Source organism: Mesotoga sp. HF07.pep.5.2.highcov (assembly GCF_003666285.1).
GTDB lineage: Bacteria > Thermotogota > Thermotogae > Petrotogales > Kosmotogaceae > Mesotoga > Mesotoga prima.
The window spans coordinates 1-12,652 of sequence record NZ_JFHJ01000252.1; the positions used below are offsets into that span (position 1 = coordinate 1).

The window sequence follows — 12,652 nt, forward strand, 5'->3', positions numbered from 1 at the left end:
CAACACCAGAGAAGAGCTGGATTCACTGATAATGGGTTTCGTTGAAGGAATTGTGCCCGATTATCAAATGGCAGCATGGTTAATGGCTGTTTACTTCAATCACCTTAATGCAGAAGAGAGGTTCCATCTCACTGAAATTATGATAGAGTCTGGTGATCGGATTGATCTTTCGTCTATCAAAGGTCGAAAAATCGATAAACACTCTACCGGTGGGGTTGGCGACAAGGTTACTCTAGTTGTTGGACCTATTGTAGCAGCCGCCGGCCTAGTTTTTGCTAAATTGTCTGGAAGAGGGCTTGGTCATACCGGTGGGACAATCGACAAACTTGAATCAATTCCAGGCTTTGTGACTTCACTGGACATAGAACAATTCAAAAGGCAGGCCGAGCGCATTGGTATAGCCCTTGCAGGTCAGACAGCGCAAGTTGCAGTTGCGGACAAGAAACTTTATGCTCTTCGAGATCTTACAGCAACTGTTGATGAGATCTCGCTAATTGCGTCAAGCATAATGAGCAAGAAACTCGCAGTAGACTCGGATGGAATTCTCCTTGATGTCAAGATTGGTACAGGAGCCTTCATGAAAGATCTGGGTGGTGCCAAAACGCTTGCAAGAGCTATGATTGATTTAGGAAGAAAGAACAGAAGAGCCACGAAGGCTGTAATTAGCGATATGAACCAGCCGCTGGGCGTTTCAGTGGGGAATTCCCTTGAAGTTGTTGAAGCCATCGATACCCTTAAAGGACGCGGTCCACAGGATTTTAGCTCTCTGTGTAGAATAATCGCGGGTCAGATGCTCGTAGCGGGCGGGATGAAAAGCGAGGCAGAAGCATTGAGGACTGTCGATAGACTGATACTCTCCGGCGAGGCACTGAGGAAATTCGATGAATTTGTCTACGCTCAAGGAGGCCCAGAAGGATTTTCCGAAAGTTATGCAGTTCATTTCAAAGAGGCCGAAATTGTTGAGGAAGTCAGGACAAGTGTAAGCGGATACGTACAATCAGTTGATGCGGAGTCGATTGGACTGATCTGCATGAGGCTGGGTGCTGGAAGAGAACGTAAGGAAGACGTTATTGACCCATCGGTGGGAGTAAGAATCTTGAAAAGAATTGGTGATAGGGTCGAGAAAGATGAAGTTATCGCAGTTATTTATGCAAATGACAAAAGAAATGCCGATAATGAGGCTAAGAGGCTTGTTGATAGCTTTGTCATTTCAGAGCAGAAAACATCCCCTCCTCCAATAGTTTACGAAGTGATCTAAGGAGTGCATTATATGAAACGCATTATCTTTATTTGTTTTCTTCTCATTTCATTGGTCTCATCAGCAAAGAATCTGATATACCTTGATGAAAGAGGGCAGACGAGGGTCTTTACCAACTCCGTTGTAACTGACCGATCTATGGACTTTGTAAAACTTGATATTATCGGTGAGCTGATAAGAGGAGTAGTTGTCTCTCAATCACTTCGTCAGGAAGAGACAATAATGATTCTCCCTTCGGGAATAATTGTTTCTCTATCTCACGAGACAAAAAGGGCAACCGTGGAATTTGGAAGTGAATTTGACAACTCGATGATCTTTAAGGATGGCATGGTCTACATTAATGCCGAGCTACTTGCCGCAATTACCGACAAGTCTTTCTTCAGCGAGACTGAGGCACTGATACTCTATGCGCAGCCTGTAACGATAAAAAGCATTGTGAACAGGCCTGAATCTGTTTCAATTACTCTGGATAGAGACGTTCTCCCGGATTTTTTCACTGTCTGGTGGACAGGAAGCGGTTCTCTAGCTTTAACCTTGAAGCCGGCAAAAATCGATCCTTTTCTGGATGCAGAAGGAGTGACAGTGGCCACGGGAAGGGGGTTTGTAAAGATATCCGTGGAGAAACCCTGGCCAGACGTAGAATATGAGATTACAGGGAGAACCCTCACTCTCATGGGAAAAAGCGGCATAGGGAGAACGATAGAGCAGGAAACGAGTACGGATTTCAGCTTGAATATTTTTGAATCCTATTCAGGTGGCCAGAAATTTACTATGTCTTACCTTGAAATGAACGGCTCCAGCTTCTCTTTTGGCGTTCAACTTGCGAACAATGGGATTGGTGGCCTCGAAAAGGCAACTGATGTATTGCGAGAGAGTGGTTCAGAGATTATGATAAACGGCGGCTACTTCGACCAGAATCAAAACCTCCCCATTGGTCTTCTTGTTCAAAACGGAAAAGTCTTAGGTCTCCCAAGCCTGGGAAGACCGGCGATATATTTCACTGAAGATGGAAAAACATATGTTACAAGGATGGACATATTGTACCTCGCAAAATTCGATGATCGGTTTGTTCAGATTACGGGTGTTAATTCTCCATACAGAGGCGAAGCAGTGCTGTACACCGATGAATACCGTAACAGCATTCCAGAGTTCGATGACTTCACTTATCTGGTGGTAAAGGATGGAAGGATTGTAAAGGAAGGATTTTCATCAAAGGTGGAGAAAGATACTGATTTGCTGGTTCTTTCACCATCATCTTTGCAGAAAATTGGAGATACTGCTTTTATAGGCAGATCGGTTTCCTTTGAACTAATGAATTCATTTGGCGTGAAGATCACCGGAGCAGTTGAGGGTGGACCCATGATAATTCATAATGGGAGACCGGTCACTGATTATGAGCAGAACTACTATTCGGCATCTCTTCTGGATGTCAGAGCACCGAGAACGCTTGTTGGCATCAAAGAAACCGGAGAAGTAGTATTCATTGTTATCGATGGATACCAGCACAGTAGCTATGGCTTAACTTTCAAAGAGATGATAGAATTCTTTAAAGACAAGGGATTTGAATCTCTAATGTGTCTTGATGGCGGCAAATCATCGGTGATGTCTGTGAATGGCGAAATAATCAATTCTCCATCCTCAGGAGTTCCCTCTCTTCCCGTAATAATAACCGGGTCGCGTAAATAGATTGAAATAGATTTGGAGGTGGTCAGATATGGACAAGATTCCGGTCGATGCCAAAAGAGATATTGTACTCATTGGGCACCACGGGTCAGGTAAAACTCAAATTGTTGATGCGATGCTTTTCAATGCAAAGCTTATTGATCGAATAGGCATCCTGGCGACTGATTCAGAAGAAGTCGAAAAAGAGAAGAAAGCAAGTTTCTCAATGGGAGTCACCAGCTTACCCCACAATGATAAGAGAATCTATGTGATCGATACTCCCGGTATGTCGGATTTTTATGCCGAGACAGCAAATGGTATTTTTGCATCGGAGAATGTTGTTGCGGTAATAAATTCAACTGCCGGGCTTGAGATACAGACAGAAAGGTTCGGTTCGATTGCCAAGGAGCTCAAGAAGGGGATTATTGCGTTCTTCAATATGCTTGATAAGGAGAGAGCCGGTTACGAAGAAACCCTCTCGGATCTGGCGGATACTTTTGAGAGAACCCCGGTCCTTGTGCAGCTTCCAATCGGGAGAGAAGCGGACTTCCGGGGAATTGTAGATTTGGTGAAGATGAAAGCCTATATTTACGAGAACGAAGGCGCTTTCAAGGAAGAGGATATTCCTGCTGATCTAAAGTCAGCGGCCGAAGAGTCTAGAACGAAAATGATCGAGGATATTGTTCAGAACGACGAGGAACTGATGATGAAGTATCTGGAAGGAGAAGAACTCTCGACAGAGGAACTGATCACTGCCCTCAGGAAAGCCTACCTTGCGAACGAAGTAATTCCGGTCCTTCTTGGATCAGCTGGAAAGAACATTGGAATTTCACAGCTCCTGGACTTTGTGAGTGCAGTTGGCAAGGGGCCTTCAGAAGCTTCTCCGAAAGCGGCAACGCTCCTCTCCGGAGAAAAGATTGATGTAGTTCCTGCTGAGGAAGAACCACTTGTTGCCTACATTTTCAAATCTGTTGTCGATCCCTTTGTTGGTAAGCTCACTTTTATGAAACTGCTTTCAGGAACTTTGAAGCAGGGAGACTCTTTCTATGTTGTTGATCAGGATTCCTCCGAAAAGGTAGGTCACGTTATGCTTCCGGAGGGTACAAAGGAAATTGAAGTGGACGAAGCGACAGTGGGAGACATAGTGAAGCTTAGCAAACTTAAGAAGAGCGCTGCCGGTAACACTGTTGCACACAAGGATAGGCAGCTGAAGCTTGACCTGCCGGTTATGCCCGAACCTATGATATCAAAGTCTATCCAGCCGAAGTCGAAGGGAGACATAGATAAGATAAGTGGAGGTCTTGCCAGACTGGCAGAATCCGATCCCACATTCAAGTGGGAAAATGATCCTGAGACCAACGAGACAGTTATCAGCGGTCTTGGTTCAGTCCATCTGGACATTATGATCGAGAGGCTTAAGAAGCTATTCTCTGTTGATGTAGAAGTTGGAAAGCCGAAGATCGCTTACAGAGAAACAGTAAGGAAGACTGTTGAGGCCGAGTACAAGCACAAAAAACAAACTGGTGGGCATGGCCAGTATGGGCACGTTCAGATAAAGATTGAGCCCAATGAACGCGGCGCAGGTTTTGAGTTTATAGACAAAATCGTTGGGGGTGTCGTTCCAAAGAACTATATCCCAGCTGTCGAGAAGGGCATTGTGGAAGCTATGAAGAAAGGTGTTCTCGCTTCATATCCCGTTGTCGACGCAAAAGTAACCCTTTTCTACGGATCATACCACGACGTTGACTCTTCAGATATGTCATTCCAAATAGCTGCAAGACAGGCTTTCAAAAACGGGATGGCAGAAGCAAACCCTGTCATTCTTGAACCTTTGATGGATGTCGAGGTCTTTGTTCCTGAGGAGTCCACGGGAGACATAATGGGTGAAATAACTTCTAGAAGAGGTAGACCAATGGGAATGGAACCTCAGGGCAAGGGTACTTCAAAGGTAGTTGCCCAAGTTCCTCTCGCAGAGATGCTAGACTTTGCGAATAAGCTCAGCTCAATTACGAGTGGTCGTGGATACTTTACCATGAAATTCAGTGGTTATCAGGAGACTCCGCCCGATGTCCAGCAGAAGATCATTCTTGAAAGGCAGAGAGAACTGGAAGAGCAGCAGAAGTGAGATTATAAACGATACTTGAGCGGGGGAAATCCCCCGCTTTTCTTTGAACGTTAGTTGACCAGTGGATGTCATAGGATTGAGAGTTAGGAGGAGCCGAGAAAAAATGCACGTGGGCTATATGACTTATCTTTTGAGATTGTATGGAATAAGTTCCTTAAAGGAGAAACGAGCCGTAATCAAGCCTGTCCTAAATGACCTTCGAAGGAAATTCAATGCTTCAGTCGTTGAGACGGGGAAACATGATTCAAAAGAAGAGAGCGAAATCACTGTCTGCATGGTGGCAAACGAAAGGGGCGAACTAGATTCGCTCTTTCAATCGGTTTGGCAGCGAATAATCTGGAACGGTCTCGAAGTCTCAGGAGAGGACGGAGAGATCTGGTAATAAATGGAGGTGAAGAATGAAGAAAATTCTAGTTTCGTTAATGCTGGTGTTTTTAGCATCTATTTCTCTTTCTCAGCAGTTGTATATCTTCAACGGGTTTTCTATCTATTCCGGAGAAGTCGTATTCGAGAATGGGACCGCAATCATAGAATTGCCGTATGGAGCTGATATCGTACCCGAAAGCCTTTCAGTGTTCGGTGCTCCTGAGAGAACACATATAAGATATCTTCCTGCCGATAGCCTAAAGTCCCTATATGAGAAACAAATAGGGAGATGGATCAAATTCCTCTTTGACGATGGAAGATCGGAAATGCTAGAAGTTATTTCTGACTTTCCCGTATTCAGAAATTCATATGGAGAAATACTTGTCAATCCAAAGGGCTCACCTGTTTTCACTGGTGAGTACACTCCAGCAGGACAATTCTTGCTAGAGACTCAAGAAAACTACAACGGGCACGCGAGGTTTGCCTACCAAACGACGAATAACAGCTGGACAGCAAGGTACTCTCTATCGGTGGACGATTTTTCAATGACTGGTCTGATGATTGTTGACTTAGGCGTTGAGCCACCGTCAACAATTACACTTGTATCTTCGAATCCTGAATTTGGCTACTCTGCTAGAGAGAGTTCAAGCAAAATGGCTAATGCATCCTACTCAATATCCCCAACTACTTCTGGCGCTGAAACAAGGCTTTACGAGATTTCTGTCCCGCTGAGTCGTGGGATCAATTACATATCATTTCTATCGAGGTTTGTTGAAGGAGAAAAGAGGCTAGTGTTCAGGGCCAACTGGGGAGCGAGCAACTATACGGGTGTCGATATTGATGTCCGCCTCAAAGAGGTCCCGCTAGATCTTCCATCTGGTATCATAGATATCTGGAGCGATTCGGTTTACTTGGGCTCGGCGGGAATTGGGAACATAGCTGAAGGAGAGAATATTTCACTGGAAAACGTTGCAAAATCTATTGAAATTGCTGGAAAGAAGATTTCGGAGACAATGAAGACTGATAGTACGTACAGATACATTAGAAATACATATTACGTGAGAAATCTGTCTGAAGAAACGTCAGCGGTAGTGATCGAGGACTATCTTGGACAAAATGTAGACCAAATCAATATGGAAAATAACGAAAAATTCGAATACGTAAAAGCTGAAGGAAAATGGTCGGCAGTTATAACGGTTGAACCCGATCAAATTGCAGAGGTTAAAGTTGATTACAGAGTACGATACGGTAACTAGAGAAGTTCGCGCCAAGGCAAAGTCGATGTGCTCTCCGGAAAGATTCGAGCATATTTTGGGAGTGGAAAGACTCGCAAAGAGATTAAGCAGCATTCATGGTATCGATTCCTCAGGAGTTGGTCTCGCTGCCGTTTCACATGATATGTTTAGAGACCAGGCGGAAGACGAACTAATGAGACTAGCTATTTCCTTCGGGATTGATATGACTGAAATGGAGAGGGTTGCACCTGTTCTTCTTCACGGAAAAGTTGCCGCCCTTTATCTCAAAGAGGAATACGGAGTTGACGGTGATGTCTTTCAGGCTGTCTACTGGCATGTAAGCGGGATTCCGGGCATGAGTACTACGGGAAAGATTTTGATGATTTCGGATATTGCTGAAGAAGGAAGAGACTTTTCCGAAGCCCTTCATATTCGTGAAACTGCAGAAGTAGATCTGGAAAAAACATTTGTTGACGTGATAAGATTGAAAATAACATGGGCCGTTGAGTCGGACAGTCTCTTGCTTCCCGAGACCGTGTGGACGTGGAATGAATTACATGGAGGTGCCAGTCATGTCTTTAATTAAGCCCAAGAGACGACGTGGTCCAAAACTATTGTGGTTGATTTTGGTGATTGTACTTGTCGTTGTAGCAGGTGCAGGCTATGTGTATTTCATAGTAAATGGGGTCAACAGCAGCGATGAGATGAAGGCAGAGTATGTAGATTATCTCTTCTACTGGCAGTCTGCGGATAATCCTCTCTATTACTATGTAAGGACTACGACGGTGGGCAGAACATCGCTTGTAATCTTCCCAATTTTCGCCACTATTCAGAACTCCAAAGAGGTTCTTGATCCGCAACTAGGAGCAGATGCCGTTGAAGCAGTTCAGAGTTGGCTTGGTACTTCAGGTGATTTCTCTTATTTCGTCAATTTCACCCCCGACTTGATAGATGCTCTTTCTTCAAAACTCGGGGTCAATGCTTCGAATCCTGTCGAACTCATCGATGCCATGGCTCTGCGAGGGTTTAAGTTATTTGATTACTGGAAGATAAATGATTTCGTTCAAACCGTTAAGGAGTACGACGTCGCTTCCATATTGACTTCTGAAGGGATCGCTGTTCTACTTCGTCGCCTGGGAAATTCATCGAGGATGACCTATAAGCTCGAAACCTTAACTGAGTTTCCGATGAAGATATCAGTGGGAGTTGGAGGCGAAACGGTTTCACGAATGTATCTTAAACCCGATTCACTGGAGACAGTAAAAAAGGCATTAGCAGACTAATGAAATCTGTTCATCTATTTCTTGTGGCGTTGACGGTGCTGCAAGTTTTTCTCTTTTTCTTTCTGACTTTTCTCATTTTCAGGGACGCTTTTTACTCTTTCTCGGCAAAAGATCTTGCGGCAGAGAGCTTCCTGGTCGTAGGAGTAGATTCCGGTGGAAACTCAAGTGACGCAGTTGGTGGAAGAACAGATTATATCTCGATTGTGTATTTTCGGACTTCCGGAGGTCTCTTGTTAAAGAGCATCCCCAGAGACACTGTAGTTACTTACAGATCTGAAAAGAGAAAGATCAACTCCCTGTACAACTCCTTTGGGATAGAAGCGCTTATCGAGGAAGTGGAAAAGCTTACCGGGAGAACGATAACGGGTTCCGTTGTTGTTGATTTCAATACTGTGACCGAAATAACGACGTTCACCGGTCCTATTCGTGTTGAAGTTACCACGCCGATGCATCACGACGATTTCCAGCAGGGACTTCACATCCATTTCGAACCTGGCATTTATTTTCTCGAAGGTGAGGACCTGCTGAAGTTCCTTCGCTACAGAAGCTCTGATTCGGGTGATCTTGGTCGGATCGATAGACAGAAGAGAGTGTTGGAACAGCTCATCCGAAATCTTGTAAGTGCTGGGCCATCGAAGATGATAGAAATGATAGATTTCGTGCTTGAAAAGACAGATATCAGCATAGACAAGAAGACTCTCACCGACTTTGCAGTTGGTTTCTTCACAGGTAAGAGGTCCGTAAGTTTCACACAGATAGATTACTACATCGATGATGAGGGTCAGATAGTTCCAACCGGTCCCGGCAGCGATGAACCGAAAGCAGTCGAAATCGAAAGCAAATCGCCGAAGATTCTGGTGATAAACAATATTCCCGACTATGAGGAAAGATTTGGAGATTTCGCGGAAACAATAAAAAGTCAGTGGCTTGCTCAGGCAGGAGTGAAAGTAGATGCCACGGGTTTTGTACCGAATATTTCAGGCATTGAAAAGCGCGATACATATCTGTTCATAAATTCGAAAGACTCAGAAATTAGAGAGCTCTTCTCAAAGGCGCACGTCTATCACAGACCCTTTGTTATGTTGACTTCCAGCTTCGGAGGGCTTGATTATTATTATGCGTTGATAGATTCCCTGTCAAAGAATAGATTCTATCCAGCTAAGTATGATGCTTATGTGTTGCTTGGAGTAGGGGGAAGGTAGTAGATGAGGAGCATTTTCAGGGATTTCACTTATGATTACTTCGGCATTTTGAGCTATCCAAAGGAGAGATGGTTCGATTTCTGGACAAGTTATAGAGAGAAGCATCCTAGAGTTCTAGAGGAGTACATGTTCAAGAACAACCTTGACGAAGAAGAACTCTCTCTGTCACTAGACAAACTCGAAAGGAGAGAGATTGACAGGCTGTCTCACTACTGGGAGATTCAGGGACCTATTGAGAAATCGAGAGTTCTGAAAGAGCTCGGCAAGATGTCTCCCCAGCTTCATCTTGAAAGAGAGGATTTTGTGATCCACATACTGGGTGCCCTTGGAAGACAGCAACATCTCATAGTCCCAACATCCAGAGGAAATGTAGTGATGATAGATCTCCTGTTTTGCTGGAAAGAAGGGAGCATCAAAGACTTCTCAAGCGTCATATTGGCGGCCCTGAAGGATTTCCTTGAGTATTCAAGGGTAAACGTGCGTCATACTATGGACAGCGGGAAACGATCCGAAAGATTTGACTTGATACTTGATGTGATTGAGAGAGAAATCAAAGGCCGTTCTTTCAAAGAAAAGATGGCAATGATCTCTAAGCTCCTGGACAAGTATGTTGATTACTACAACTGGACTGGCTTTTATCTCGTCAATGAAGAGAGATCCCTTGTTTTAGGGCCTTACGTCGGAGAACCCACGGAACATGTGAAAATCGCCTTTGGAAGTGGAATTTGCGGACAAGCCGCAGAAACTAAGAAGGTTTTCCTGGTGCCGGATGTATCAAAGGAGAACAACTATCTCTCTTGCAGTTCAAAGACGAAAGCCGAGATCGTGCTACCTTTAATAGTTGACGGAAAGGTAATAGGTGAACTGGATATTGACAGTCATTTTCAGAATAGTTTCGACCGCCTAGATGAGGAATTTCTCGAAAAAGTATGTGGACTCCTGATTGCAAGCTGAAAATGGCTAATATTGGGGTGCATAGTATTGTAACTTTATTAAACTATAAATGACATTGTATCTTTGGCATTCCTTCATAGTTTCGATGCTACAATAACTTGATTATTTTATAGGAGGGATGCCGTAGTGCACATTACCCCTGAGGTTAGGAAGGCCGCAAGAGAAATAAAGACACCGTTCTTGATAATGGATATGGATTACGTTAGAAACAATTATTTCGACATTGTAAGCCATGTTAGAAATGTCCAGGTGTTTTACGCGGTTAAAGCGAATTCACACCCCAGGATTATCGAGACTCTTCGGGATCTCGGCAGCAATTTCGATGTAGCTTCACGCGGTGAGATTGAGAAGCTTCTGGCATTGGGTATAAGCCCCGAAAGAATGAGTTTTGGAAACACCATCAAGAAAGTCGAAGACATCGCATACGCTTATTCCGTAGGAATAGACTATTATGCTGTCGACTCGGAAATGGAAGTAGAAAAAATAGCGGCTCACGCCCCCGGAAGTAAAGTCTACGGGAGAATCGCAACCAGCGGTGGAGATTGTGATTGGCCGCTTTCGAGAAAGTTTGGAACGGATGTCGGTCATGTGATCTCTATCATGGAATATGCCGATCAGCTTGGCCTCGACGCTTACGGTGTTAGCTTCCATGTTGGTTCTCAAAACTACAACGTAAATAGCTGGGACGATGCAATAAGGGATGCTTCGGAGGTTTTCAAGACTCTTCGTGCCAAGAATATTAACCTGCGCATGTTAAATCTTGGCGGAGGAATGCCCGTAAAGCATGTAAGAGAGATCAAGTCTGTAAAGTCTTATGGCGACATAATAAACAGAGCACTGGACAAATACATGTCTTTTGTTCCTGATCTTGAGCTCTTCATTGAACCAGGCAGGTCCATGGTTGGAAATTCGGCAATTCTCGTCAGTCAGGTGATTCTTCGCAGCAAGAAGGGCAGTGAAGACTGGGTATATATCGACGCCGGTGTCTTTCACGGTCTAACAGAGACAATAGAAGGTTTCAGGTATGAAGTTCTGACCGAAGGAAAAGTTGACGATACTAAGATTTCCTTTCATCTGGCAGGACCCACATGTGATTCGGTAGATACTATTTACCACGAGATAGACCTACCGAAAAACATAGGCTACGGAGACATATTGTACTTCATTAATGCAGGTGCCTACACAACTGAGTATGCTACGAATTTCAATGGTATTGATGCTCCGAGAGTTCTGTTCGTGGAAGACTTCATAGATGCTGAAATGCCTATAGAACGAGACTTCATGGAATAAAAAGAGCCCCGAATAGGGGCTCTTTTTAATTCACAGGAACCTTCTAAGTCTTTCGAACTCCTCTTGAGAGAGAAGATCCCTTTTATACAGCTCCCAGAGAACTTTGGATCCTATCTCCTGGTCCTTGAGACTACTCAGTTCGCTCCTGAGCTGAGCAATTCTAATAGTCCTCTCCTCAGATCTATTGTCTTTCATGCCGTTAAGGACTGGTATATACTTGACTAAGATATCTCGCGAGGCTTCTTCTGGAGTCTTTTCCTTTACCCTTGTGTAGACTCTTCTAGATCTAGCAGACCTTGCATATGCCGGCTTGGCAAACCAGCCTATTATAGCTCCGACAACAAGACCTCCTATGTGAGCAGCGTTACTGATTCCGGGAATGCTGAAACCAAGAAAGAGGTTAATCAGGATAATCGGTAGCAGAGAGTATCCAGTAATAGAACGCAGAACTACTGGAGTGTCTTTTTTCAGTCCAAGAGTGAACAGGATTCCAACCAGGCCAAAAATCGCGCTACTCGAGCCAATTGTGAATGCAGTAGAAAAGGCTGCTGCGCTAAGACTTCCGCTTATTCCAGTAACGAAATAGAAGAGAAGATACCACTTTGATCCATAGACTCCTTCGACTACATGACCGAGCTGGAAAAGTGCCCACATATTGAAAAGAATGTGCATTAAATTGCCGTGAAGAAAGAGAGCAGTTAGAGGAGTATATATCAAACCGTTTGAAAGAGCAAATCTGCTTACGCCTCCATAGACTGTTATAAGATCACGGTAGCTTATTCCTTGCGGACCTCTGAATAGTCCCATAAACGCGACAAGAAGATACACGATTACGTTTATGATTATCAGGGTTATTGTTGCACTTCTAAATCGAATCAATTTTCTTCCTCCCGCTAAACTAAGAGTCTTGTTAGTCTGTTGAATTCATTTTCCGTCAGTAATTGCTTTGAGAGAAGATCATTGAGAAGTGATCTCGCCTGATCGGATTTTAAGTTGCCAAGATCCTTGAAGAGAGAAGCGATAATCAGCTTTCTATCATCGCTTTCTTCAGAAGAAGCCAGACTTCTTGAATACTTCTCAAGAATCTCTTCACTTATGGATCTCGATGGTTGTTCTTCCTTTTCCTTCTTAATGTTCTTCGCTTTGTCTTTGAATGACTCTTCGAGCTCATCCAGCTTCTTCTCGATCTGATTATGGAACCTCTGTATCGCGGCCAACCTGTATCTCATGAACCAGCTGAATAGACCATAAGTGATCAGAGTGAAGATCACCATAAT

General features: G+C 44.0%; 11 protein-coding genes and 1 pseudogene. 10 read left to right on the forward strand and 2 right to left on the reverse strand.

Annotated elements, in window-relative coordinates; translation table 11 throughout:
- The 10 genes from BG32_RS05155 to BG32_RS05200 all read left to right on the forward strand — a co-directional run.
- The coding region (locus BG32_RS05155; RefSeq protein WP_121526511.1) for a thymidine phosphorylase at positions 1-1,258 on the forward strand (1,258 nt) is incomplete at its 5' end.
- A 12-nt stretch (positions 1,259-1,270) separates the two neighbouring features.
- Positions 1,271-2,944 carry a phosphodiester glycosidase family protein gene (locus BG32_RS05160; protein WP_099771868.1) on the forward strand — a complete coding sequence of 558 codons (1,674 nt, stop codon included), beginning with the start codon at positions 1,271-1,273 and terminating at the stop codon, positions 2,942-2,944.
- Positions 2,945-2,972: 28 nt separating this feature from the next.
- A complete protein-coding gene (fusA, locus tag BG32_RS05165) occupies positions 2,973-5,045 on the forward strand; it encodes an elongation factor G (protein ID WP_006491972.1) in 2,073 nt (690 codons plus the stop codon).
- Between the two features lie 103 nt (positions 5,046-5,148).
- Positions 5,149-5,427, forward strand: coding sequence for a DUF503 domain-containing protein (locus tag BG32_RS05170; protein ID WP_121526512.1), 279 nt, complete (start codon positions 5,149-5,151; stop codon positions 5,425-5,427).
- A 16-nt stretch (positions 5,428-5,443) separates the two neighbouring features.
- A complete protein-coding gene (locus tag BG32_RS05175) occupies positions 5,444-6,667 on the forward strand; it encodes a hypothetical protein (RefSeq protein ID WP_121526513.1) in 1,224 nt (407 codons plus the stop codon).
- A complete protein-coding gene (gene yqeK / locus BG32_RS05180; RefSeq protein ID WP_121526514.1) occupies positions 6,639-7,232 on the forward strand; it encodes a bis(5'-nucleosyl)-tetraphosphatase (symmetrical) YqeK in 594 nt (197 codons plus the stop codon). The genes BG32_RS05175 and yqeK overlap by 29 nt, the downstream gene beginning before the upstream one ends.
- Positions 7,219-7,929, forward strand: coding sequence for a hypothetical protein (locus BG32_RS05185; protein ID WP_014730235.1), 711 nt, complete (start codon positions 7,219-7,221; stop codon positions 7,927-7,929). The genes yqeK and BG32_RS05185 overlap by 14 nt, the downstream gene beginning before the upstream one ends.
- A 35-nt stretch (positions 7,930-7,964) precedes the next feature.
- Complete coding sequence (locus BG32_RS05190) at positions 7,965-9,131, forward strand: LCP family protein (RefSeq protein ID WP_259459533.1); 1,167 nt, start codon at positions 7,965-7,967, stop codon at positions 9,129-9,131.
- Positions 9,132-9,134: 3 nt separating this feature from the next.
- Complete coding sequence (locus BG32_RS05195) at positions 9,135-10,085, forward strand: GAF domain-containing protein (protein WP_014730237.1); 951 nt, start codon at positions 9,135-9,137, stop codon at positions 10,083-10,085.
- Between the two features lie 126 nt (positions 10,086-10,211).
- Positions 10,212-11,375 (forward strand): type III PLP-dependent enzyme, encoded by a 1,164-nt coding sequence (locus BG32_RS05200; RefSeq protein ID WP_006491983.1) that lies wholly within the window; start codon positions 10,212-10,214, stop codon positions 11,373-11,375.
- Between the two features lie 30 nt (positions 11,376-11,405).
- Here the strand turns inward: BG32_RS05200 and BG32_RS05205 are convergent, their stop codons facing one another.
- On the reverse strand, positions 11,406-12,254 hold the full coding sequence (locus BG32_RS05205; protein ID WP_014730238.1) for a rhomboid family intramembrane serine protease: 849 nt from the start codon (positions 12,252-12,254) through the stop codon (positions 11,406-11,408).
- A 14-nt stretch (positions 12,255-12,268) separates the two neighbouring features.
- A pseudogene (locus BG32_RS05210) lies at positions 12,269-12,652 on the reverse strand (hypothetical protein); the annotation flags it as partial.

Bases quoted from the DNA above. Each gene is read 5' to 3' on its own strand.
- BG32_RS05195 (WP_014730237.1), top strand. From the start codon at position 9,135: ATGAGGAGCATTTTCAGGGATTTCACTTATGATTACTTCGGCATTTTG.
- BG32_RS05160 (WP_099771868.1), top strand. From the start codon at position 1,271: ATGAAACGCATTATCTTTATTTGTTTTCTTCTCATTTCATTGGTCTCA.
- BG32_RS05170 (WP_121526512.1), top strand. From the start codon at position 5,149: ATGCACGTGGGCTATATGACTTATCTTTTGAGATTGTATGGAATAAGT.
- BG32_RS05185 (WP_014730235.1), top strand. From the start codon at position 7,219: ATGTCTTTAATTAAGCCCAAGAGACGACGTGGTCCAAAACTATTGTGG.
- BG32_RS05175 (WP_121526513.1), top strand. From the start codon at position 5,444: ATGAAGAAAATTCTAGTTTCGTTAATGCTGGTGTTTTTAGCATCTATT.
- fusA (WP_006491972.1), top strand. From the start codon at position 2,973: ATGGACAAGATTCCGGTCGATGCCAAAAGAGATATTGTACTCATTGGG.